At 67.4% G+C, this 22,500-nt stretch carries 26 protein-coding genes, 1 tRNA gene, 2 rRNA genes and 1 pseudogene (1 of these 30 only partly in view); 21 read left to right on the top strand and 9 right to left on the bottom strand.

What is annotated here, in order from left to right; genetic code table 11:
* The 12 genes from G7B71_RS09710 to G7B71_RS09655 all read left to right on the top strand — a co-directional run.
* Positions 1 to 1,008: ribosomal RNA gene (locus tag G7B71_RS09710) — 23S ribosomal RNA — on the top strand (it extends 1,791 nt beyond the left edge of the window).
* A 108-nt stretch (positions 1,009 to 1,116) separates the two neighbouring features.
* A 5S ribosomal RNA gene (rrf, locus tag G7B71_RS09705) occupies positions 1,117 to 1,231 on the top strand.
* A 152-nt stretch (positions 1,232 to 1,383) separates the two neighbouring features.
* Positions 1,384 to 1,460 (top strand) — tRNA-Met (locus G7B71_RS09700).
* Positions 1,461 to 1,674: 214 nt separating this feature from the next.
* Complete coding sequence (locus G7B71_RS09695) at positions 1,675 to 2,019, top strand: hypothetical protein (protein WP_166040310.1); 345 nt, start codon at positions 1,675 to 1,677, stop codon at positions 2,017 to 2,019.
* Between the two features lie 52 nt (positions 2,020 to 2,071).
* Positions 2,072 to 2,443 carry a hypothetical protein gene (locus G7B71_RS09690; protein WP_166040307.1) on the top strand — a complete coding sequence of 124 codons (372 nt, stop codon included), beginning with the start codon at positions 2,072 to 2,074 and terminating at the stop codon, positions 2,441 to 2,443.
* A gap of 83 nt (positions 2,444 to 2,526) precedes the next feature.
* Positions 2,527 to 4,308, top strand: coding sequence for a copper resistance system multicopper oxidase (locus tag G7B71_RS09685; RefSeq protein ID WP_166040305.1), 1,782 nt, complete (start codon positions 2,527 to 2,529; stop codon positions 4,306 to 4,308).
* Entirely contained in the window at positions 4,305 to 5,471 is a 1,167-nt protein-coding gene (locus G7B71_RS09680) for a copper resistance protein B (RefSeq protein WP_166040303.1), read from the top strand. The genes G7B71_RS09685 and G7B71_RS09680 overlap by 4 nt, the downstream gene beginning before the upstream one ends.
* Before the next feature lie 8 nt (positions 5,472 to 5,479).
* The gene (locus tag G7B71_RS09675; RefSeq protein ID WP_166040301.1) at positions 5,480 to 6,097 is read left to right on the top strand and encodes a DUF2231 domain-containing protein; all 618 of its coding nucleotides are present in this window, start codon (positions 5,480 to 5,482) and stop codon (positions 6,095 to 6,097) included.
* A 34-nt stretch (positions 6,098 to 6,131) separates the two neighbouring features.
* Positions 6,132 to 6,500, top strand: coding sequence for a hypothetical protein (locus tag G7B71_RS09670; RefSeq protein ID WP_166040299.1), 369 nt, complete (start codon positions 6,132 to 6,134; stop codon positions 6,498 to 6,500).
* A gap of 51 nt (positions 6,501 to 6,551) precedes the next feature.
* A complete protein-coding gene (locus G7B71_RS09665) occupies positions 6,552 to 7,307 on the top strand; it encodes a PepSY domain-containing protein (RefSeq protein ID WP_166040297.1) in 756 nt (251 codons plus the stop codon).
* Between the two features lie 8 nt (positions 7,308 to 7,315).
* Entirely contained in the window at positions 7,316 to 7,588 is a 273-nt protein-coding gene (locus tag G7B71_RS09660; protein ID WP_166040295.1) for a hypothetical protein, read from the top strand.
* 81 nt (positions 7,589 to 7,669) lie between these two features.
* On the top strand, positions 7,670 to 8,173 hold the full coding sequence (locus tag G7B71_RS09655) for a PRA1 family protein (protein WP_166040294.1): 504 nt from the start codon (positions 7,670 to 7,672) through the stop codon (positions 8,171 to 8,173).
* Here the strand turns inward: G7B71_RS09655 and hutH are convergent.
* From hutH to hutI, 4 genes are all read right to left on the bottom strand, one after another.
* Positions 8,159 to 9,667 carry a histidine ammonia-lyase gene (gene hutH, locus G7B71_RS09650; RefSeq protein WP_166040292.1) on the bottom strand — a complete coding sequence of 503 codons (1,509 nt, stop codon included), beginning with the start codon at positions 9,665 to 9,667 and terminating at the stop codon, positions 8,159 to 8,161. The genes G7B71_RS09655 and hutH overlap by 15 nt on opposite strands.
* 85 nt (positions 9,668 to 9,752) lie before the next feature.
* The gene (gene hutU, locus G7B71_RS09645; RefSeq protein ID WP_166040290.1) at positions 9,753 to 11,429 is read right to left on the bottom strand and encodes a urocanate hydratase; all 1,677 of its coding nucleotides are present in this window, start codon (positions 11,427 to 11,429) and stop codon (positions 9,753 to 9,755) included.
* Between the two features lie 86 nt (positions 11,430 to 11,515).
* On the bottom strand, positions 11,516 to 12,391 hold the full coding sequence (locus G7B71_RS09640; protein ID WP_166040288.1) for a hypothetical protein: 876 nt from the start codon (positions 12,389 to 12,391) through the stop codon (positions 11,516 to 11,518).
* A gap of 126 nt (positions 12,392 to 12,517) precedes the next feature.
* Positions 12,518 to 13,690, bottom strand: coding sequence for an imidazolonepropionase (hutI, locus tag G7B71_RS09635; protein ID WP_243406192.1), 1,173 nt, complete (start codon positions 13,688 to 13,690; stop codon positions 12,518 to 12,520).
* A 79-nt stretch (positions 13,691 to 13,769) separates the two neighbouring features.
* Between hutI and G7B71_RS09630 the strand changes: the two genes are divergently transcribed.
* Together G7B71_RS09630 and G7B71_RS09625 are read left to right on the top strand one after the other, a co-directional pair.
* Positions 13,770 to 14,657: an arginase family protein gene (locus G7B71_RS09630; RefSeq protein ID WP_207774762.1), complete on the top strand. Its 888-nt coding sequence runs from the start codon at positions 13,770 to 13,772 to the stop codon at positions 14,655 to 14,657.
* Positions 14,654 to 15,148: a flavin reductase family protein gene (locus tag G7B71_RS09625; protein ID WP_166040284.1), complete on the top strand. Its 495-nt coding sequence runs from the start codon at positions 14,654 to 14,656 to the stop codon at positions 15,146 to 15,148. Before G7B71_RS09630 ends, G7B71_RS09625 begins: the two co-directional genes overlap by 4 nt.
* Before the next feature lie 3 nt (positions 15,149 to 15,151).
* Here G7B71_RS09625 and G7B71_RS09620 read toward each other — a convergent pair whose 3' ends face one another.
* Positions 15,152 to 15,574 carry a VOC family protein gene (locus tag G7B71_RS09620; protein WP_166040281.1) on the bottom strand — a complete coding sequence of 141 codons (423 nt, stop codon included), beginning with the start codon at positions 15,572 to 15,574 and terminating at the stop codon, positions 15,152 to 15,154.
* A gap of 146 nt (positions 15,575 to 15,720) precedes the next feature.
* On the opposite strand from G7B71_RS09620, the gene G7B71_RS09615 reads away from it, so the two are divergent.
* A complete protein-coding gene (locus tag G7B71_RS09615; RefSeq protein ID WP_243406189.1) occupies positions 15,721 to 16,059 on the top strand; it encodes a hypothetical protein in 339 nt (112 codons plus the stop codon).
* A gap of 57 nt (positions 16,060 to 16,116) precedes the next feature.
* Positions 16,117 to 16,551, top strand: coding sequence for a hypothetical protein (locus G7B71_RS09610; protein ID WP_166040277.1), 435 nt, complete (start codon positions 16,117 to 16,119; stop codon positions 16,549 to 16,551).
* A 6-nt stretch (positions 16,552 to 16,557) separates the two neighbouring features.
* On the opposite strand, the gene G7B71_RS09605 is transcribed toward G7B71_RS09610, so the two are convergent.
* The 3 genes from G7B71_RS09605 to G7B71_RS09595 are packed head-to-tail and all read right to left on the bottom strand — an operon-like array spanning position 16,558 to position 18,012.
* Positions 16,558 to 16,944, bottom strand: coding sequence for a VOC family protein (locus G7B71_RS09605; RefSeq protein ID WP_166040275.1), 387 nt, complete (start codon positions 16,942 to 16,944; stop codon positions 16,558 to 16,560).
* Positions 16,941 to 17,483 (bottom strand): DUF3617 domain-containing protein, encoded by a 543-nt coding sequence (locus G7B71_RS09600; protein ID WP_166040273.1) that lies wholly within the window; start codon positions 17,481 to 17,483, stop codon positions 16,941 to 16,943. The genes G7B71_RS09605 and G7B71_RS09600 overlap by 4 nt, the downstream gene beginning before the upstream one ends.
* Positions 17,484 to 17,493: 10 nt before the next feature.
* The gene (locus G7B71_RS09595) at positions 17,494 to 18,012 is read right to left on the bottom strand and encodes a DUF3617 family protein (protein WP_166040271.1); all 519 of its coding nucleotides are present in this window, start codon (positions 18,010 to 18,012) and stop codon (positions 17,494 to 17,496) included.
* 70 nt (positions 18,013 to 18,082) lie between these two features.
* Here G7B71_RS09595 and uvrB point away from each other — a divergent pair, with 70 nt between their 5' ends.
* The 4 genes from uvrB (at position 18,083) to G7B71_RS09575 (ending at position 21,563) form a co-directional block, all read left to right on the top strand.
* Complete coding sequence (gene uvrB / locus G7B71_RS09590; RefSeq protein ID WP_166040269.1) at positions 18,083 to 20,272, top strand: excinuclease ABC subunit UvrB; 2,190 nt, start codon at positions 18,083 to 18,085, stop codon at positions 20,270 to 20,272.
* Between the two features lie 82 nt (positions 20,273 to 20,354).
* A complete protein-coding gene (locus G7B71_RS09585) occupies positions 20,355 to 20,921 on the top strand; it encodes a hypothetical protein (protein WP_166040267.1) in 567 nt (188 codons plus the stop codon).
* An 11-nt stretch (positions 20,922 to 20,932) separates the two neighbouring features.
* Positions 20,933 to 21,298: a type II toxin-antitoxin system RelE/ParE family toxin gene (locus G7B71_RS09580; protein ID WP_166040266.1), complete on the top strand. Its 366-nt coding sequence runs from the start codon at positions 20,933 to 20,935 to the stop codon at positions 21,296 to 21,298.
* The gene (locus G7B71_RS09575) at positions 21,273 to 21,563 is read left to right on the top strand and encodes an addiction module antidote protein (protein ID WP_166040264.1); all 291 of its coding nucleotides are present in this window, start codon (positions 21,273 to 21,275) and stop codon (positions 21,561 to 21,563) included. Before G7B71_RS09580 ends, G7B71_RS09575 begins: the two co-directional genes overlap by 26 nt.
* Positions 21,564 to 21,724: 161 nt before the next feature.
* On the opposite strand, the gene G7B71_RS09570 is transcribed toward G7B71_RS09575, so the two are convergent.
* Positions 21,725 to 22,024, bottom strand: a complete 300-nt coding sequence (locus G7B71_RS09570; protein ID WP_166040263.1) for a YciI-like protein — start codon at positions 22,022 to 22,024, stop codon at positions 21,725 to 21,727.
* Positions 22,025 to 22,204: 180 nt separating this feature from the next.
* Here G7B71_RS09570 and G7B71_RS09565 point away from each other — a divergent pair.
* Positions 22,205 to 22,500 (top strand): annotated as a pseudogene (locus tag G7B71_RS09565) (hypothetical protein); the annotation flags it as partial.

Genomic DNA, 22,500 nt, shown 5'->3' with positions numbered 1-22,500 from the left:
AAGCTCCGAAATGAAGCCCAGGTAAACGGCGGCCGTAACTATAACGGTCCTAAGGTAGCGAAATTCCTTGTCGGGTAAGTTCCGACCTGCACGAATGGCGTAACGACTTCCCCACTGTCTCCAGTACATGCTCAGCGAAATTGAATTCTCCGTGAAGATGCGGAGTACCCGCGGTTAGACGGAAAGACCCCGTGCACCTTTACTGCAGCTTCAGAGTGGCTGTGGAAAATAACTGTGTAGGATAGGTGGGAGGCTTTGAAGCTCGGGCGCCAGCTCGGGTGGAGCCACTGGTGAAATACCACCCTGTTGTTTTCTACAGTCTAACCTCGCGCCGTTAGCCGGCGTAGGGACCCTCTGTGGCGGGTAGTTTGACTGGGGCGGTCGCCTCCTAAAGAGTAACGGAGGCGCGCGATGGTGGGCTCAGGACGGTTGGAAACCGTCTGTTAGAGTGCAATGGCATAAGCCCGCCTGACTGCGAGACTGACAAGTCGAGCAGAGACGAAAGTCGGTCATAGTGATCCGGTGGTCCCTCGTGGAAGGGCCATCGCTCAACGGATAAAAGGTACGCCGGGGATAACAGGCTGATAACCCCCAAGAGCTCATATCGACGGGGTTGTTTGGCACCTCGATGTCGGCTCATCACATCCTGGGGCTGGAGCAGGTCCCAAGGGTTTGGCTGTTCGCCAATTAAAGTGGTACGTGAGCTGGGTTCAGAACGTCGCGAGACAGTTTGGTCCCTATCTGCCGTGGGCGTCGATTGTTGAGAGGAGTTGCCCCTAGTACGAGAGGACCGGGGTGAACATACCTCTGGTGGACCTGTCATCACGCCAGTGGTGCAGCAGGGTAGCTATGTATGGACGGGATAACCGCTGAAAGCATCTAAGCGGGAAGCCTCCCTCAAGATAAGCAATCTCAGGACGGTCGGAGACCACGACCTTGATAGGCCGGATGTGGAAGTGCGGTAACGCATGGAGCTAACCGGTCCTAATTGTCCTATTCGCGCTTGAGAGTCCCACCATCACCGACAGCATTGCTGTGGTGAGCGTGTGGCTCAGCCAGATGATGTATTGTGCACGATTTCTAGAACGATCCCGCTTGTCGGCGCCGGCTTCATAGCTTGGTGGCTATAGCGTCTGTGACCCACCCGATCCCATCCCGAACTCGGCCGTGAAACCGGACAGCGCCGATGGTACTATCGCTTAAGCGATGGAAGAGTAGGTCGTCGCCAGGCTTTGCAGCCGGCGCAGGCAGGCACGGATCGAACCCATTCACAACGTTATGACGAAGCCGCTGCCGGTACACCGAGCGGCGGCTTTGTCGGTTCAGGGCCGAGCGCCTGGCTGCGCGCGTGAAGCGTGCCGCCGAGCGCTCAGCTCAAGTTGGCGCGGGGTGGAGCAGCCCGGTAGCTCGTCAGGCTCATAACCTGAAGGTCGTAGGTTCAAATCCTACCCCCGCAACCAACAAAACAGCCCCGCTTCGGCGGGGCTTTTTTGTTGGTCGTGGCGGGTCTTGGCTTTGGAGCTCGTTCAGCCGGAGCCGCGCGGCGCGCGGCGGAGACGACGCACCGCAGGTGCGGCAAATCCTACCCCCGCAACCAACAAAACGGCCCCGCTTCGGCGGGGTTTTTTCGTATGTGCATTGCGCATGCGGCCGCCCAAGCATAATTGCAGCGCCATGCGGCTTCGCGCCCTCCTTCGACTCTTCGTCCTGGCGGCCCTGTTGCTGGCTCCGCTCGGCATGGTCGGAAGCCACGCCGCCATGGCCGCGCCGCATGCAGCTGCCGACCAGGCGGTGAGCGGTCATTGCGCGGAGATGGGCGGATCCCAGGACCAGGCCCCGGCCGACCAGGCGCCGGGCAAGAGCATCGACTGCATGATCGCCTGCGCCTGCATGCCGTCCCCCGGCGTCCAGCTTGCCGATCCCCCGCTTCCCGTCGCCGCGCCCGAGCCGGCGATGATCGTCTCGCTCGCCGGCGGCCTCAATCCCGCCGCCGATCCGCCGCCTCCGCGACTCTCCTGACCGATCGCCTGCGCCTCCGGGCGCTCGACCGACCCATTCAGGAGATCATCACATGAAGACCATTCTCATCGCCGCCGCGGCGGCCTTCGCTTTCGTCACTCCCGCCCTGGCGCAGCCCGCCGCTCCGGCGCAGCACAATCATGGCGACCACGCCCAGCACCAGGGTCATGGCGCCCAGCAGGGCCATGCCGAGCATGACGGCCACGGCACCCATGCCCAGCACGGCCAGAGCGCGCAGGGCGGTCACGGCCAGCATCAGGGTCATGGCGCCCAGGCCAATTGCTGCGCCGATGCCAACAACAACGGGCGCATGGACTGCTGCGAAGGCGCCGACGCCGCGCAGCGTCCGTGCTGTGCGCAGCACGGCCACGGCCAGCAGCCGGCGGCGCCGGCCGCGCCGGCTCAGCCGCAGCACCAGCACTAAGCGACAGGACGAGAGGGCGGCGGCCAGCGCCGCCGCCCTCGACCCTGCTTATGGCCGCCTTGCCGCGGCCGCGAAGGATTAGCATGATCGACAGACTTGCCCTCGACAGGCGGTCGGTGCTGCGCGGCGCCGCGACGGGCGCCGCCGGCCTCGCCTTTTCCGGACTCTTCCCCGCCTGGGCGCAGACCGGCTCGCCGGGGATCCGGCCGCAGATGCAGACGCTCAGCGGAACCGACATCCGCCTGGCCGTCGGGTATTCGAATTTCCGCGTCGGCGGCCGCAGCGGCCATGCCGTCACCATCAACGGGACCATCCCGGCCCCGCTCATCCGCCTGCGCGAAGGCCAGGACGTGCGCATCGCGGTCACCAACACTCTCGAGGAAGATACCTCCATCCACTGGCACGGCCTGATTCTGCCGTTCCAGATGGACGGCGTGCCGGGCGTCAGCTTTCCCGGCATCCGCCCGGGCGAGACCTTCGTCTACGAATTCCCGGTGCGCCAGTCGGGCACCTACTGGTTCCACAGCCATAGCGGGCTCCAGGAGCAGCAGGGCCATTACGGGCCGATGATCATCGATCCCGCGGGCGCCGACCCGGTCGCCTACGACCGCGAGCATGTCATCGTGCTCAGCGACTGGAGCTTTCTCCACCCGCACCAGATCATGCACAAGCTCCGCCAGGAGGCGGGTTATTTCAACCGCCAGCGCATGACGCTCGCCGGTCGCCTCAGCGGCGATCCCGAGCACCAGATGAGCGCCGAGGACCGGCGCATGTGGGCCGAGATGCGGATGGACCCGACCGACATCCTCGACGTCAACGGCACCACCTACACCTACCTCATCAACGGCCACGGCCCGCAGGAGAACTGGACCGGCCTGTTCCGCCCCGGCGAGCGGGTGCGCCTCAGGATCATCAACGCCGGCGCGATGTCGATCTTCAACATACGCATCCCCGGCCTGCCGATGACCGTGGTCAGCGCCGACGGCCAGGACGTGCGGCCGGTCACGGTCGACGAGTTCCAGATCTCGGCGGCCGAGACCTATGACGTCATCGTCACTCCGACCGAGGACCGCGCCTACACCTTCGTCGCCGAGGCGATGGACCGCTCGGGCATGGGCCGCGCTACCCTCGCTCCGCGGCTCGGCATGACCGCCGCGGTGCCGCCGCTGCGCGATCGCCCGATCCTGACCATGCGCGACATGGGAATGGGCGGGATGGATCACGGCGCCCATGGCGGCGGCATGGATCACAGCGCTCACGGGGGCAGCGCTCCGGCCGCCTCTGCGGATGAACCGGCGCCGATGAGCCACGACATGCGCGACCCGCGCAACGCGCCGCAGGTCGATCTCAATCCCGGAGTCGACATGATCGCTCCGGCGCCGGTCGACCGCACCGGGGATCCTGGAGTCGGTCTCGACGATGTCGGCCACCGCGTCCTGACCTATCGCGACCTCGTGTCGCTTCGCCCGAATACCGACCGGCGCCAACCGACGCGCACCGTCGAGGTCCACCTGACCGGCAACATGGAGCGGTTCATGTGGTCGTTCGACGGAGTCCGCCTGAGCGAGAACCCGGAGCCGCTTCGCTTCGAGCGCAACGAGCGGGTGCGGATGCGGCTGATCAACGACACGATGATGGCCCACCCGATCCACATCCACGGCCATTTCTGGGAGCTGGTCAACGGCCACAGCGGCAACCAGCCGTTCAAGCACACGGTCAACGTGCAGCCCGGCGGCACGGTCGACCTCGACCTCACCGCGGACGCGCCCGGCGACTGGGCCTTCCACTGCCACCTGCTGCTCCACATGCACGCCGGAATGATGCGCGTCGTGAAGGTCCGCCCGATGGACGGAGGCGCGGCATGACCCGGCTCCTGATCGCGCTCCTCGCGACGACCGCCGCCACGCCGGCGCTGGCGCAGCATGGCGGACACGCTCAGCCCGCACCGGCACCAACGCCAGCGACGACCTGCACGCCGGAGCATGCGGCGATGGGACATTGCACGATCCCGGCCGCGCCGGCCCCTGCGCCCGCGCCAGCGTCCACCTGCACGGCCGAGCATGCGGCGATGGGGCATTGCACCATGTCGCCGACGCCAGCGCCGACCCCTGCGCCCGCTCCGCCGTCCACCTGCACCGCTGAGCATGCGGCAATGGGTCACTGCACCATGGAGCAGCAGCCCGCGACCGATCCGCACGCGGGTCATGCGATGCCCGGGCAGGAGGCGGACCCGCATGCCGGGCACCAGATGCCAGGAGACCAGGCCGCGCCGCCGGCACCGCCGGTCGGCCCGCCTCCTCCGGGCGCGTTCTCGGGCCCCGAACATGCCGCCGACACCGTGTTCGGCGCCGGGCAGATGGATCCGGCACGGCGGGAGCTCATCCGAATGCACGGCCGCATGGCAACCAGCCGGCTGCGCGCCGAGCGCCTCGAGGTCGGCTTCGGCGACGGCGAGGAAAGCTATGCCTGGGAAGCCGACTTTTTCTACGGCGAGCCGCTCGACCGCGTGTGGCTCAAGACCGAGGGTGAGGGCGCGTTCGGCGGCGAATTGGAGCATGGCGAGATCCAGGCTCTGTGGGGCCACGCTATCTCGCCCTTCTTCGATCTCCAGGCGGGCCTGCGCTACGACTTCGCGCCCGATCCCGAGCGCGCCCACCTCGCCCTCGGAATCCAGGGCCTGGCGCCCTATTGGATCGAGGTCGACGCCGCCGCCTTCCTCTCCGACGAGGGCGAGCTCACCGCGCGCATCGAGGCCGAGCATGACCTGCGCATCACCCAGCGCCTGATCCTCCAGCCGCTGGTCGAGGTCGAGCTGTCGGCGCAGGACATTCCCGAGCTTGGCATCGGCGCCGGCCTCAGCACGACCGAGGCGGGCCTGCGCCTGCGCTACGAGATCGCGCCCGAATTCGCCCCCTATGTCGGGGTCGAATGGGAACAGGCTTACGGCCGCACCGCCAGCTTCCGCGAAGCAGCCGGCGAGGACGCGGGAGGCGTCCGATTCCTGGCCGGGGTCCGGATATGGTTTTGATCCGAACCTTGCTGATCGCGGTCCTGGTCGCGCTGTCGACCCTGGGATCGCCTGCTCCGGCGCACAAGGATCACCAGAAAGCGCGTCAACCGGCGGCGGCGCAACCCGCCGCCTCACCGGCAAGCCGTCCGATCCCTCCCTCCGAGATGCAGCAGCAGATGGAGGCTCATATGGAGGAGATGGAGGCGCAGGCGCCCAAGACCTTCCTTGGCCGCCTGACCGACTGGTTCGGTCGGATGCACCCGTTCGCGGTCCACTTTCCGATCGCGCTGTTTCCGGTCGCCTTCGTCGCGCTCGTCCTCGCCCGAAGACGCGGCGAGACGGTCGAGCTGATCCGCGCGCTGATCGTGGTCGCCGGCGCGGCCAGCATGCTGGCCGGCATCCTGGGGTGGCTGAACGGCGGGCTGACCGTCACGGATACCGACCCGATCCTGCAATGGCATCGCTGGCTGGGAACAGCGCTCGCGCTCCTGTGCGGAGCGGTCGCATGGCGGGCGTGGCGACGGCGCGAGGCCGCCAACGGTCGGGCGATGGTCTATCTGCTCGGCCTGATCGTTTCCCTGCTGCTGGTCCAGGGATTCCTCGGCGCATCCGTCACGCACGGCATGGACCATCTGGCTTTTTGAGCGGGAAATCCCGCCTCTCATTCAAGGAAAAACGATGATGAAGAAGACTGCATTTTGGACGGCAACCGCCGGCGCGGCCGTGCTGGCCGCCTGCGGCCAGCCGGAAATCGAGAACAATCTCGCCGCCAACAACGTCGCCGAAGCTGCGCCCGCAAACGCGGCGGTGCCGTCGGACGATGGCAACGTTTCCGAACCTGCCAACATGAGCGCCGCCGAAGCGGCGGCTCCCGCGCCGCGCGCCGCGCCGACGCCCGAACCGCGGCCGGCGCCGACCACGCGCAGGGAGATCATGCCGGTCGAGCGGCGGGTGGACCGGGTGGAGCCGGCGCCGAAGCAGGAACCCTCCGCTCCGACGACTACGTGTACACCCGAGCACGAAGCGATGGGTCACTGCAAGCAGTGACATCCCGCCGCGATCATGTTGATCTAGATGGAACCAAGTGGGGGTAGTAGAATGGCGGCACCGTCGCGAATTGCAGGCAAGATCCACAAATGGCTCGCTTTGGTGCTGGCCGTTCCGTTCCTCTTCTGGTTCGTGAGCGGCCTGTTCTTCGCCATCGCGCCGATCGAGCAGGTGCGCAGCGAGCATATGGTCGCCGAGCAGCCGCCCGTTCCCATCTCGATGGCGGACGCCGCGGCCGGCCTCCAGCGCATCCATGCGGCCGGCGCTCAGGCCGGCGAGAAGATCGAGTTCCGCAGCCTGCTCGGCCAGCCGGTCGCCCTGGTCACCGGCGCCGGGGCGAAGCCGCGGCTCTACGACCTCGCGTCCGGCCGGCAGCTGTCGCCGATCCCCCAGACCCTCGCCGTGCAGATCGCGGAACGCGACCATGCCGGCGACCAGCGCGCCGCCCGAGTCAGCTTCGTCGAGCAGGAGTCGACCGAATATCGCGGCGCCCTGCCGGCCTGGCGGGTGGACTTCGACGACGGGGCGCGGCGCGCGCTCTACGTCGCCGCCGACACCGGCGCCGTCGGCGCGCGCCGCTCGACGCTGTGGCGCACGTTCGACTTCCTGTGGTCGCTCCACATCATGGACTTCAAGAACCATGAGGACTTCAACACGCCGCTGCTGATGATCACGACCGCGTTCGGCCTGTTGGTGATCGTCACCGGCTTCATCCTGTTCCCGAGCCGCCTCGGCTACACGTCCTGGCGCCGCCGCCGTAAGGCAAAGCGCGAGCGTGCGCGAGCTCAGGCGGCGCCGGCGGAGTAGAGCGCGGCATGACCTTCGACGATCAGCTCCAGCGCTATTTCGGTACCACCGACATGGCGGCGCTGTCGCCCGACGTGCTCACCGCGGGCATCGACCGCATGAAGGTCGATCTCGGCCTCGAGACCGACCGCGCCCGGCGCTTCGCCTTGTGGGCCTTGCTGTTCACCCTCGGCGAGGCGCCGGACCTCGACGTCGCCTTCAAGGACGAGGCCGATCGCGAGGCGGCGCGCAACCTGATGGACCTGATGGCCGCCGCCGAGGAGCGTGGCGGCGGCGCCTGATCAGCCTGGCCGCGCGTCCGGCCCGGTTCCGCTCGCGCCCGCGCTTGGCTATCGTCGGGCGACAGGCATCGGAGGGGCGGCATGCGCGGCACGATCATCCATTGGGATCCCGCCGAGCGAAGCGGCATCATCAGCGACGTGTCGGGCCAGCGCAGGACCTTCCAGCGCGCCGACTGGCGTTCGCCGGAGGAACCGCTCGTCGGCCGGGACGTCGATTTCGAGATCGCGGACGAACGGCCAATCGACATCTTCATCCTGCCGGCCAGCGGCCCGGCGGTCTCGGGCAATGCCTATGCACCTGCCCAGAGCGAGACCGCGCGGCAGGCGACCAATTACGCGATCATCTCGCTGGTCTGCGGCGGGATCGGCTTCATGTTCTGGCCGCTCGGCCTGATCGCCGCCATCCCGGCGATCATCTTCGGGATCAAGGGCAAGCGGCTTGGCCAGAATCTCGCCGACCGCTCGCCCTACATCATGAGCGTCGGCGGAATCGTCCTCGGCGCGGTCGCCGGAGTATTGGGGCTCGTCTTCGTCGGCTTCATCGCCGCCATCGTGTCGACGGTGATCTGGTCAGCCCCGAGATAGGATGCCCGCTTCGCCGAACGCGCCGTCCAGAACGGCCTTCTGCGCCCAGGCGATGTCGTCGGCCATGTAGCGGTCCTTGTCGTAGAAGGGCACGGCGGCGCGGATTGCCGCCATCGCCTGCTCGAGCGGGGGCGAGCTTTTCAGAGGACGCTGGAAGTCGATGCCCTGAGCCGCGGCGAGTAGCTCGATGCCGATCACTCCGGCGGCATTGCCGGCGACTCGGCGCGCCTTCGTGCCGGCATGGGTGGCCATCGAAACATGGTCCTCCTGCCCCGCCGAGGTCGGCACGGTGTCGACGCTCGCCGGCCAGGCGAGGGACTTATTCTCCGACACCAAAGCCGCGGCGGAGACCTGGGCGATCATGAAACCCGAGTTCACGCCGCTGTCCTCGATCAGGAAGGGCGGGAGGCCGCTCATCTTGGGATCGACCAGAACGGCCATGCGCCGTTCGGAGATCGAGCCGATCTCGCACAACGCCATGGTCAAAGTGTCGGCCGCGAAGGCGACCGGCTGGGCATGGAAATTGCCGCCCGACAGGGCGTCGTCGCCGAACAGCAGGGGATTGTCGGTGACCGCGTTGGCCTCGATCTCGAGCACCGCCGCGGCATTGCGCATGAGGTCGAGGCAGGCGCCCATCACCTGTGGCTGGCAGCGGAAGCTGTAGGGGTCCTGCACCTTGGCGCAGCCCTCGTGCGAGGCACGGATTCCGCTTTCCGCGAGCAGGCCGCGGAGCATCTCGGCGACGGCGATCTGGCCCCTCTGGCCGCGCGCCGCATGGATTCGCGGGTCGAAGGCGACGTCAGTCCCCTTGAGAGCGTCGGTCGACAGCGCGCCCGAGACGAGCGCGGCGCCGAACACGCGCTCGGCGGCGAACAGGGTGTCGAGCGCGATCGCGGTCGAGGCCTGGGTGCCGTTGATCAGCGCCAGGCCTTCCTTGGGGCCGAGCACGAGCGGCTCGAGACCGAGCTTCTGAAGCGCCACGGCGGCGGGCATGTCCTCGCCGCGAAGGGTGATTCGGCCCTCGCCGAGCATTGCGGCACTCATATGGGCGAGCGGGGCGAGGTCGCCGGAGGCGCCGACCGAGCCCTGGCTCGGGATGACCGGCAGGGCATCCGCCGCGATCATCGCGAGGATGCGCTCGACCAGCTCGGGGCGCACGCCGCTCATGCCGCGGCCTAGGCCGACGACCTTGAGCACCATCATTAGCCGCACGACTTGCGGGCTGAGCGGCGCGCCGAGGCCGGCGCTATGCGAGAGGATAAGGTTGCGCTGGAGCTCGGCGAGGCGCTCGGTCGGAATCCGGGTCTGGGCGAGAAGTCCGAAGCCGGTGTTGATACCGTAGACGGTGCGACCGCTCGCCACGATCGCGCCGACCGAGTCGGCCGACTCGCGCACCGCGTCCCAGGCGGGGGCCGCCAGGGCGACCGGCGCTCCGGCCCAGATGTCGCGCAGGGTGGCGAGCGGGATCGAGCCGGGGTTGAGGTCGATAGTCACAACAAACTCCGTTCGGCCTGAGCTTGTCGAAGGCCTGTCCTTCTTCCTAGCTCAGCACATCAAGAAAGGGAGGGCTTCGACAGGCTCAGCCCGAACGGGCTGGTGAGGAGATCATCGGAAGATCCAGCCCCTGTTCGTGGGCGCAGTCGATGGCGATGTCGTAGCCGGCATCGGCGTGGCGCATCACCCCGGTGCCGGGGTCGTTCCACAGCACGCGTTCGAGCCGCCGTGCGGCCTCGTCGGTACCGTCGGCGACGATGACCATTCCGGCATGCTGCGAATAGCCCATGCCGACCCCGCCGCCATGATGGAGCGACACCCAGGTCGCGCCCGACGCGGTGTTGAGCAGGGCGTTGAGCAGGGGCCAGTCGGACACGGCGTCGGAGCCGTCGATCATCGCCTCGGTCTCGCGATTGGGCGAGGCGACGGAGCCGCTGTCCAAATGGTCGCGGCCGATGACGATCGGGGCCGACACCTCGCCGCTGCGGACCATCTCGTTGAACGCCATGCCGAGGCGGTGGCGCTGGCCGAGGCCGACCCAGCAGATGCGCGCGGGAAGGCCCTGGAAGGCGATGCGCTCGCGCGCCATGTCGAGCCAGCGGTGGAGGTGGGCGTCGTCCGGGATCAGCTCCTTCACGCGCTGGTCGGTGCGGTAAATGTCCTCCGGATCGCCCGAGAGGGCGACCCAGCGGAACGGGCCGACGCCGCGGCAGAAGAGCGGACGCACATAGGCCGGGACGAAGCCCGGGAAATCGAAGGCGTGGGTGACGCCCTCGTCCCTGGCGACCTGGCGGATGTTGTTGCCATAGTCGAAGGTCGGAACGCCCATGTCCTTGAAGGCGAGCATCGCCTCGACATGGACCGCCATCGACTTGCGCGCCGCTTCCTCGACCGCCTTGGGATCGCTCTCGCGCCTGGCGATCCATTGGTCGACGGTCCAGCCGATCGGCAGGTATCCGTTGACCGGGTCGTGGGCGGAGGTCTGGTCGGTCAGCGCATCGGGGCGGATGCGGCGCTTGACCATCTCCGGCAGGATCTCGGCGGCGTTGCCGAGCAGGCCGACCGAGGTCGGCTCGGTCGCGGTTCGGATGATTTCGAGCGCCTCGTCGATGCTGGTCGCGCGCCTGTCGAGATAGCGGGTCTCGAGACGCTTCTGGATGCTGCTTTCCTGGCACTCGATGGCGATGCAGTGGGCGCCGGCCATGACCGCGGCGAGCGGCTGGGCGCCGCCCATGCCGCCGAGGCCCGCGGTGAGGATCCATTTGCCCTTGAGGTCGCCCCCAAAATGCTGGCGGCCCATCTCGGCGAAGGTCTCGTAGGTGCCTTGGACGATGCCCTGGGTGCCGATGTAGATCCACGATCCGGCCGTCATCTGGCCGTACATCATCAGGCCTTTGCGATCGAGCTCGTTGAAATGGTCCCAGGTCGCCCATTTCGGCACCAGGTTGGAATTGGCGATGAGGACTCGCGGCGCGTCGGCATGGGTGCGGAACACGCCGACCGGCTTGCCCGACTGGACGAGCAGGGTCTGGTCGCCTTCCAGCCGCTCCAGGGTTTCGACGATCCGGTCGAAGCTCGCCCAGTCGCGCGCGGCGCGGCCGATGCCGCCATAGACGACGAGGCTTTCCGGGGCCTCGGCGACCTGCGGGTCGAGATTGTTCATCAGCATGCGCACGGCGGCTTCGGTGGTCCAGGCCTTGGCCTTGAGATCAGGCCCCGTGCGCGCACGAATGGTGCGGCTGTTGTCGCGTCGTGAAAGCATGGCTTCCACTAGCCGCCCGACCGTGGCTTTTGGAAGGGCAAATGCCGTCGGTTCAGGCCGGCCAGGCGCCGCCGATATCGCTGCGCCTAGAAGGAGAAGGAGGTCAGGAACAGGAGTCCGGTCTGCATCTCGTTGGTGAAGCGAATCTCCGTTTCTCCCGGTGGCAACGGCTGGTTCGGAAGGATGTCGTCGCCGAGAATCTTGGTGTTCGGGTCCACCACGGCCCCCAATCCGAAATTGAAGCTCTGCGTCGTGGTGAGGCTCCGGCGGAAGCCGATCATCCAGCCGAGGCCGACCGCATCGATGATGTCGTCCTGGCCCGGCTGCAAGGCGACGAATGGTCCGTGTCCCCACTGCCCGGCATAGGTGTCAAACGGGCCGTTCCTGGGCTGCACCGCATTCGGGGTGGGGTCGTAGCCCGGCGTAAACAGATAGTGGGATTCGAGCATGATGCGGGCGATGCCGTTCCGCTCGTCCGTTACCCGGACAACGCCGTTGACCAGCTGCGCCTCCTGCACACGATCGCTCGATCCCAGGTCGAGCGTGAACGAGATGCCGACGCCAAAATTGATTCCGCCAAAAGGCCGGGTGACGGGCTGTCCCTCCTCCTCCACCTCCGGAGTGTTTCTGCCGACACCGACAGGCGGATCGGTCGTGTCCTGGCTGTTGCCGCCTGGACCCGTCTGTCCCTCGTTCCGCTGGCGGCTCTCGGCCCTCGGCGGAGGATTCTGAGCAGCGGCGGTGGCGACTGTCTGCATCTCAGGTGCGGCCAAGGCGCGGTCGATGGCCTCCCGCTGGCGCAGCAGCGCAGCCCGCTGGGCCCACCTATCGGCCTCCGCCCTGTGCCTGCTGGCCTCGGCATCGGCCGCGTCGGCGGCGCTCGGCGCCGGTTGGGCAAGGCTCGGCTGCGCGCTGAGCAGGAGTCCGGCCGAAAGCAGAAAGGGTGGAATGCGCGACCCCATAGATGCCCCCCGATCGCTCAAAACAGAGGGAATATGAGGGAGGTCGGCGGTCGGCGCGACCGCAACCCGATCCGTTTTGGTGCTCCGTTTCGGCGCGGCGCGGCGCGCTCGGCCGGACGGTGCGGTCTAGGCTTCAATCCCTCCGAACAGCCGTCGCTGCGGTCCCGGGTGGCCGATCCAGTAGCAGAGCTCGGCGGGGCGAGTGACGTCCCACACGCAGAGGTCCGCGACCTTGCCGGTGGTGATCGAGCCGATCTCGTTCTCGCGGCCGAGGGCGCGGGCGGCGTTGAGGGTCATTCCGGCCAGCGCCTCCTCCGGCGTGAGACCGAACAGGGTGCAGGCCATCGACAGCATCAGGGTCGGGGACAGGACCGGCGAGGTGCCGGGATTGCAGTCGGTCGCCACCGCCATGGGAACCTTGTGCTTGCGCATGAGGTCCACCGGCGGCTTGCATGTCTCCTTGAGCGCGTAGAAGGCGCCGGGGAGAAGGACTCCGACCATTCCTGCGCGCGCCATCGCTTCCGCGCCGGCCTCGTCGAGATGCTCGAGATGGTCGGCCGACAGCGCGCCGTAGCGGGCGGCGAGAGCGGCGCCATTGAGGTTGCTGAGCTGCTCGGCGTGGAGCTTGATGCGGAGGCCCGCGGCGGCGGCGGCCTCGAACACCTCCTGGACCTCGGCCGGCGTGAAGCCGATCCCCTCGCAGAAGGCGTCGACCGCCTCGGCGAGGCCCTGGGCCTTGGCGGCCGGGATGATCTCGTCGGTGGCGAGGCGGACGAACGCCTCGCGCCGGTCCTTATAGTCGGACGGCAGAGCGTGGAGAGCGAGGAGGGTGGGGACGACGCGCACCGCGCGGCCGCGGCCGAGCGCCCGAACCGCGCGCAGCATCTTCAATTCGGTCTTCTTGTCGAGGCCGTAGCCCGACTTGATCTCGATGGTGGTGACCCCGCCGCGCATCAGCGCGTCCAGTCGCGGCAGCGCCTGATCGACCAGCTCCTGCTCGCTCGCCGCGCGCGTCGCCGAGACGGTCGAGACGATGCCGCCGCCGGCCTTGGCGATGTCCTCGTAGCTCGCGCCCTGGAGACGCATCTCGAACTCGTTGGCGCGGTTGCCGCCGAAGACGAGGTGGGTGTGGCAATCGATCAGGCCGGGCGTCACCCAGGCGCCGCCCAGCGCCTCGACCCGCCTGGCGCGCGAGCCGGCGATTTCCGAGCGGCGGCCGACCTGGACGATTCGGCCGTCGATGACTCCGATGGCGCCATTCTCGATCGCCCCGAACGGCCCCGGCACCGCCGGGTCCATGGTCGCGATGTTGCAGTCGGTAAGGACGAGATCCCACATGGTCTCGCCTTTCGCACGAAGGAGCGATAAGCGCCAAGTCATGAGCGATTGGCCGCGTATCACCGATCTGATCGGGACCGAGGAAATTGCGGAGGTGGCGCTGATCGGTGTGCCGATGGAGGCGGGGTCGGTGACCCCCGGCCGCTGCGACCTCGCACCTGCGACCATAAGACAGGCGCTGCGCCGGTTCAGCACCTACGATCTCTTGTCGGGCGAGGAGCTTCACCGGCGCGTCGCCGACTGCGGCGACCTGCCGGTAACGGGCCTGATGCCCGCCGACGGCTTCGCGACGATCCGCAACGCGGTCGCCGCCGCGACCTCGGCTCACCGGCTCACCATCCTGCTCGGCGGCAACAATGCGGTGACGCGGCCGGCGGCGCATGGCCTCGGCGTGCCGCTCAGCGAGGTCGGGCTGATCACCCTCGACGCCCATTTCGACATGCGCACGACGGAGGACGGACCGCGCAACGGCAACCCGGTGCGCTGCCTGCTCGAGGACGGGCTGCCCGGGCGCAACATCTGCCAGATCGGCCTCGCGCCGTTCGCCAACACCGCCAAGATGCACGACGACGCGGTCGCGGCCGGGATCGACGTGATCGACATCGACATGGTCCACCGCGACGACATCGCCAACGTCATCGACGACGCGCTCGCCCATCTCGACCATGTCGAGCGGATCATCGTCGACTTCGACATCGACGTGATCGACCGAAGCCAGTGCCCCGGCGCGCCCGGCGCCCGGCCGGGCGGGATGAGCGTCAACGACTTCTTCCTCGCAGCCCGGATCCTCGCGGCCCACCCGAAGGTCGCGCTCGTCGATCTCACCGAGTTCGACCCGTCGCTCGACGTCGGCGAGATCACCGCGCTCACCGCGGCGCGCTGGGTGTGCGAGATCCTGGTCGGCTACGAGATGCGGTTTGAGGCATGAACCGTAGCGAGGACGAGGTCGTCGACCAGTTCCGCCGCGCCATGCGCCGGGTCGCGGCGACGGTGAACGTGATCAGCCTCAACGTTCATGGCTCCCCGCACGGGATTACCGCCACCGCCGTGTCGTCGCTGTCGATGGAGCCACCGAGCCTGCTCGCCTGCATCAACCGCGCCGCCGCGGTCCACGCCTCGATGGCGGACATGGCCAATTTCCGGGTCAACATCCTCCACCGCGACCAGGAGGACATCGCCCGAATGTTCGCCGACCGGCGCGAGGAGGAACGGCGCTTCGCGGAAGGGTGGGAGCTTTTTCCCGACCTGCCGCCGCGGCTGATCGACGCCCAGGCTTCGATCCTGTGCCGCCGCATCGACCACCACCAGTTCGGCACGCACTCGATCTTCATCGGCGTGATCGAGGACGTCTGCGTGCGCGAGGACGTGTCGCCTTTGCTCTACTGGAACGGCCAATATGGCAGCATCAATCCCTGCTGATCACTATTTGGCGAACAGGTTCGCAGGGTCGCGCATCGCCTTGATCTCGAGGGCGTTGCCTGCGGGATCGAGGAAGAACATCGTCGCCTGCTCGCCGGGCTGATCGGCGAAGCGGATGGCTGGCGGGATGATGAAGTCGATGCCCGCTTCCTGGAGCCGTTCGGCGATCTTCTCCCACTCAGCGATCGGCAGCACGATGCCGAAATGCGGCACCGGCACATGCTCGCCATCGACCGGGTTGTGCGCCTCGCGGCCGGCGCGGCCAGGGGCGAGATGGGCGACGATCTGGTGACCGAAAAAGTCGAAATCGATCCACCGGTCGGAGCTGCGGCCCTCCGGGCAGCCGAGGAGGGTGCCGTAGAATCGGCGCGCGGCGGCAAGGTCGTCGACGGGGAAAGCGAGGTGGAACGGGTGGAGGGCGGTCATGATCCGCGCCTTACCTTCGTGCTCGGGCGATGGGAACGGATTTGCGGCGAACCCTTGCGGGCGGCGCGCCTTCGTGATTCCTAGGCGGCCAGGACAGGAGCAGGATGATGGATCGTACGGCGCGGCTTTTGGCCCTTGGAGGAACGGTGGCCCTGCTCGCCGGCTGCGTCTCGCCGGGCCGGCCGACGCCGCCGGTGACGGAGCGGCCGGGGCCGCAGGCGGGAAGCCCCGCCGTGGACCCTGACGATCCCTTGATGGGGCGGAGCGCAGCGAGCCTGATCGCGCTGTTCGGCCGGCCCGCGCTCGACATTCACGAGGGCGCGGCGCGCAAGCTGCAATTCTCTGGCGCCGCTTGCGTGCTCGACCTTTATCTCTACGCGCAGCGGCGCGGCGGCGAGCCGGTTTCGACCCATGCCGACGCGCGCCTGCCGGACGGCCGCGATGCCGACCGCGCCGCCTGCGCCGAGTCGCTGAGCCGTCGCTAGGCGGGGCTCGGCCGATCCGCTAAACCGTTCGGACCATTTTCGAATCCCGGAGCTGTCATGGCCCTTTCCGTCCTTCTTGCCGCCGCCTTGCTTGCCGCCGCGCAACAGCCGAGCCCGCCGATCGGCCAGCGCAGCTCGACTCCGGAGCAGATGCTCCGCGAGCTCGGCCTGGCGCCGAGTCCCGACGAGGAAGCGGCCGCGATCGCCGCGGCGCAGCGCCATCCGCTCGGCACCATGGAGAATCCGGTGCGGGTCGGCGGCCCGACGGGCGAGCGCGCCTATATCGCCCGGCTGCGCTGCGGCGACGGCAGTGCGCCGCGCGTCGGCCAGCGCGGCAACATGGGCGTCGGCGCCTTCGGGACGATCGTCGATGCCTATCCGCTCGACTGCGGCAGCGCCGCGCCCGGTCGCTTCACCCTGATCATGGACATGTACCATGACGAGCATCGCGAGGAGCGCGCGCCCGCCGGCTTCACCATCGTGCCGGAGTGAGTAGGCTCAGGCCGGGCCGATCCTGAACACCGCGAGCTTGTTGCCGTCGAGGTCGCGGAAATAGGCGAAATACTGACCGAGTTCCTCGCGTCCGCGCAGGCCGGGCTTGCCCACGCAGGTGCCGCCGAGCTCCAGCGCCTTGGCGTGAAGCCGCTCCACCTTCTCGCGGCTGTCGACCACCAGAGCCGCCATGTTGCCGTTGCCGGGCACCGCCTGTCCGCCGTCATAAGGCGGAGTCACGACCAGGCCCGGCCGATTCATCGCCGTGCCCCACATGGTGAAGCCGTGAGGAAGCTGGAGCAGCCGCTTGGCGCCGATCTCGGCAAGAAGCGCGCCGTAGAAGGCGCGCGCGCGCTCGAGGTCGTTGGTGCCGAGTGTCACGTAACCGATCATTGCTTCCCCTCCCCAGGTGCCTGTGCCGGGCATGGGCCGATCCGCCTGCCGGTGGTCCGGACCTCGAGCCTCACGACCCCGTCGCCGATCGGCGGCGGCATCTCGATGCGCGACCTATAGTCGAAACCATCCGGCGAATAGGTCCCGCTCATCGCGGTGCTGACCTGGCCGGGAGCGCCTTCGCGGCAGACCATTCGGCCCTCCATCCGGCCGCCGCTCATGGTGAAACCGCGCACCGTGCAGCCGGCTTGCGGCCGCGCGATGGCGTCACTCACCCGCGCCGGCTCGGTCGCCTGCTCCGGCGTGATGCAATAGCGCAAGGGAGGGCGGGGCCGTTGCAAGCGGGCGGCGAGCTCGCGCGGCATGTCCGGACCCTCGACGCTGAGGATCTCGCTGCGCTGCTCCCACTGGCCGGGCGCGACGCGAACGTCGGCGACTTCGGCCGACACCGCGTCGCGGGTCATGTTTGCCGGCGCCTCGTCCCCGCCGCCGCAGCCGGCGAGGAGCAGGCATGCGGCGAGGGGAGCGGGCAGGCGCAAGCGGAGGTCCCTAGTTGGTGTTGGCCGGCGCCGCCGTGTTGCCGCCTTCGGGCGCGGGTGTGCAGTCGCCGGTGCGGCGGCCGGTCAGGCGGGCGTCTGCGACGACGTCGCCCTGGCCGACGAAGGCGCTGCGCAGATTGCGGGTCGCCTCGAAACTGTCCTCGCCATAGGTGCCGCTGACGGTGAGCGCGACCGAACCCGGATGCCCCTCGACGGTGCAGCTGTAGGTCGAGCTAATCGTGCCGCCGCGCATATAGTCGGAAGTGCCGCGGCGGCAGGTCAGGCCTTCGGCGGCGAACAGCTCCGGCGGCGCGGTGTCGCCGATGCACACCGAGCGCACCTCGCGGGTCCCGACCGCCATGTTGATCGCGGCCTCGCCCTCGTCGGCCTGGCGGAACTGGGTGGCTTCGGCCGTGACCTCATATTGGCCGGCGCGCAGCGCGTCGGCGGCCGCCGCCTTGGTCTCGTTCTCGCCCCCGCCGCCGCACGCGGCAAGCGCCGCCAACGGCACAAACCCCAAGTAACGCATCCTCGTCTCCCCTGCTTGTGGTTATGGCCGGACGGTAGCGCGGCGGCCATGCAATGACCATATGGGTGCAATGGCAATCGCGATCCGCACCAGCCTGGCCGAACCCGAGACCCAGGACTTCACCCCCCACAGACCTAATCGGCCGGAGAAGGCCGAGGGCGGCAAGAAGTTCAAGCTGGTCTCGGACTACGAGCCGGCCGGCGACCAGCCGACGGCGATCGCCGAGCTGGTCGGCGCGGTGCGCGAGGACGAGAAGACCCAGGTGCTGCTGGGAGTCACCGGCTCGGGCAAGACGTTCACGATGGCCAAGGTCATCGAGACGCTGCAGCGGCCGGCGCTGATCCTCGCGCCCAACAAGATCCTGGCCGCGCAGCTCTACGGGGAGTTCAAGAGCTTCTTCCCCGAGAACGCGGTCGAATATTTCGTCAGCTACTACGACTATTATCAGCCCGAGGCCTATGTGCCGCGGTCCGACACCTACATCGAGAAGGAAAGCTCGGTGAACGAGGCGATCGACCGGATGCGCCACTCGGCGACCCGGTCGCTGCTGGAGCGCGACGACGTCATCATCGTCGCGTCGGTGTCCTGCCTTTACGGCATCGGCTCGGTCGAGACCTATTCGGCGATGGTGTTCAGCCTCAAGAAGGGCATGACCGTCGACCAGCGCGAGATCATCCGAAAGCTCGTCGCGCTCCAGTACAAGCGCAACGACCAGGGCTTTGCGCGCGGCAATTTCCGGGTGCGCGGCGACAGCCTCGAGCTGTTCCCGTCCCACTATGAGGACACCGCCTGGCGCATCTCCTTCTTCGGCGATGAGATCGAAGAGATCGTCGAGTTCGATCCGCTGACCGGCAAGAAGGTGGCGAGCCTCGACTATGTGAAGGTCTATGCGAACTCGCACTATGTGACGCCCGGGCCGACCCTGAAGCAGGCGATGGAGGCGATCCGCCACGAGCTCGGCGAGCGGCTCAAGGAGCTGGAGGCGGAGGGCAAGCTGCTCGAGCACCAGCGGCTCGAGCAGCGCACCAATTTCGACCTCGAGATGATCGCGGCGACCGGCTCATGCGCCGGCATCGAGAATTACTCGCGCTTCCTCACCGGCCGGCTGCCGGGCGAGCCGCCGCCCACTTTGTTCGAATATCTGCCGGACAACGCTTTGCTGTTCGTCGACGAGAGCCACCAGACGGTGCCGCAGATCGGCGCGATGGCGCGTGGCGACCATCGCCGGAAGATCACACTGGCGGAGTATGGATTCCGGCTGCCGAGCTGCATCGACAACCGCCCGCTCAGGTTCAACGAATGGGACGCGATGCGCCCGCAGACCGTGGCGGTGTCGGCGACCCCCGGCCCATGGGAGATGGAGCAGACCGCCGGCGTCTTCGCCGAGCAGGTCATCCGCCCGACCGGGCTGATCGACCCGCCGGTCGAGATCAAGCCGGTCGAGGAGCAGGTCCAGGACCTCATCCAGGAAGCCAAGGCGACCGCGGCCAAGGGCTACCGAACGCTGGTCACCACGCTGACCAAGCGCATGGCCGAGGACCTCACCGAATATCTCCACGAGGCGGGCCTGCGCGTGCGCTACATGCACTCCGACGTCGAGACTCTGGAGCGCATCGAGCTGATCCGCGACCTGCGGTTGGGCGTGTACGACGTGCTCGTGGGCATCAACCTGCTGCGCGAAGGCCTCGACATCCCGGAATGCGGGCTGGTCGCGATCCTCGACGCCGACAAGGAAGGCTTCCTCAGGTCCGAGACGTCGCTGATCCAGACGATCGGCCGCGCCGCCCGGAACGTCGAGGGCAAGGTCATCCTCTATGCCGACCGCATCACCGGAAGCATGGAGCGCGCGCTCAACGAGACCAACCGCCGCCGCGAGAAGCAGGAGGCCTATAATCTCGAGCACGGCATCACGCCGCAGACGATCAAGCGCAACATCAGCGACATCCTGGCGGACGTCTCCAACCGCGACAGCGTCACGGTCGACACCGGCGACGAGGATGCGCCGCACCTCGTCGGCCACAACCTGCGCGCCTATATCGAGGACCTCGAAGGGCGCATGCGCAAGGCCGCCGCAGACCTCGAGTTCGAGGAAGCGGCACGGCTCCGCGACGAGATCCGCAAGCTCGAGAATGACGAGCTCGGCCTGCCCGACGCCCAGCGCCGCGCTCCGATCCTTGGCAATTCGACGGAGGGCAAGCCCGGCACCCGCAAGACCCGCTACGGCAAGCAGAAGGCGATTAGGGTGGGGCGACGTCGATAGATATCTTTTGTGTGAAATATCACATTGACATGAACTGAGCGTGAAACTATCTTCGCCGGGTTGGATTGGCGGAGCACTGGTCATGGCTGGACGCACGAAAGCGGATTTTTTGGAATTTCTCGAGTGGCTCGGCTCGAAAGGCTTAATCCCCCTCAATACCGCGCAGGCGCGAAAGGCCGTCGCCAATAAAGTGCTCGCCGCACTGGAGGAAGACGAGCTTGGCGACATCACGGCGCTTGATATCGATGACGTGATGCTCCGCTTTACCAATAAGTTTGGTAAGAGGTACACGCCGGAGAGCGCGAGAACGTACCGCAGTCGGTTCGAGACCTCAGTTGCCGATTTCAAAGCGTATTGCGAGAATCCCGTAGGATTCCGGCCTTTAGGTCGTCCACAGGCAAAGCGGCCAGCTACTGAGCAGCCGGATGGCGTCGTTGAAAAGAAGAAGTTCGTGCTGCGGAAGCCGCCGGTAACGCCCTTACCGGAGCGCCGAACGGATGGAGAGCCGGCGGCGTCGGGAAACGTGATCCCAATCCAAATTCGGGAGGATCTAACGGTTCGGATTGGCCCGGTACCCTTCGATCTCACGAAGCGCGAGGCCACGAAAATTGCAAACATCATTTTGGCTCACGCAACCCCAACAGACTGAGCGCAGTTGGAATGCCAGACGACATTGACATCGACGCCTTTGTCCTCTATAAAGGACAAGGCTTCTCGTTGGAGCAAACCGACGACTTCGTCCGCTGGCTGAAGAAGCTGCGTGACCGCGAAGGACGGTTGCGCATCCTGAAGCGGCTGCGGCGGCTGTCGGACGGGCATTTCGGCGATTGCCAGCCGGTGGGTGAGGGCGTGCATGAACTGCGCATGTTCTTCGGCCCCGGTTATCGTGTCTATTTCGCGCAGCAGGGGGAGACCGTCATCCTGCTGCTAGCGGGTGGCGACAAGGATAGTCAGGCGGGCGATATTGCTCGCGCGAAGGCGTTGGCGAAGGAGCTTGGCATTGGGGACGAAGACGAAGGCCTTTGATCCCGCCGATTACCTGTCGTCCGAGGACGATATTCTCGACTATCTGAAAATCTGGATGGAAGACGGATCGCCTCAGGAGATCGCTCGCGCGATCGGCGATGTCGCGCGGTCAAAGGGGATGAGCGAAATTGCGCGCCAAGCCGGCCTCGGCCGCCAAGCGCTCTACAATGCACTGTCTGGCAACGGTAATCCGACGCTCGAAACGCTTGTCGGGGTTTTGGGCGCGCTCGGCCTTGAACTGACCGTCCAAAAACGCGCCGCCTAACGCGCCGCACCTCCTCGCCGGCCTTCAGCACGTCGCTGTCACGGATGCGGCGCTTAGGCCATCACGTCGTGGTCGGTGACGATGAAATCGGCGTAGCGTCCGCTGGCGGAAGCACGGTGGGCTTAGTTTGGACATGTAACTCGACCCCCATCCATTAAGCCTCAAGCGGGGTGGACCGGGCTCGCGGCGCCCGCGCCGACGACGGTGATCCAGGGGGTGACTCGCCAGCTGCGCACCAGGCCTTCGCGCACATAGGGGTCCGCCCGCGCGAATGCCTCGGCCGCTTCGGCGCCTGTGAAGAGGAGGAGTGCGGACTCGGCGGGGTCGCCGACCGCGCCGCCGAGCAGCAGGGCGCCGGACTCGGCGGCCTGCCAGGCGAGGGCGAGATGGGCATCGCGGAAGGCGGGGCGGCGCTCGAGATAATCGGGCGCGAGCTCATAGTGGAGGAGGTAGTGGGGCATGGCGTCCCGCTCCCCCAATAGGACCCGATTGTCCAGCCCTCGTTACGCAGGCGTTATGGGCAGGACTGCCCCGCCTTTCCTACGTTCGGAAAAACCAAGCACTTTTTCATTTCGCCCTTTGGTTAACGCGACTCGTCGGAAAAAAAGGAACCTGATTCGGGTCCGGTACGATCCTTGCGCATGACGTACCGAAAGAACGTGCTTCGCCCGGGTATGACGGCGATTGCCGCCGTCCTTGCCCTTTCGTCCACCCCATCGCTCGCGCAGGACGCGGCGACCGCTGTCGACGCGCCGCCGGTGCCCGTCGCGCTGCCCGAACCGATCCAGATGCCGGCCCCCGAGGCGGTTCCGGCCGAGGTCGCTCCGCCCGCCGCGGAAGCGACTGCGGAACCGGTCGCCGAGCCGGCCACCCGTGCGGCTCCGGCGGCCGAGGCCACCGCGCCGGTTCGCCGGGCCGCGGCGCCGGCCCGTAGGCC

The sequence above is a fragment of the Sphingosinicella sp. YJ22 genome (genome assembly GCF_011320075.1).
Lineage (GTDB): Bacteria > Pseudomonadota > Alphaproteobacteria > Sphingomonadales > Sphingomonadaceae > Allosphingosinicella.
Note: the sequence above shows the minus strand (reverse complement) of the source record. Positions and strands in the feature narration are given on the sequence as shown.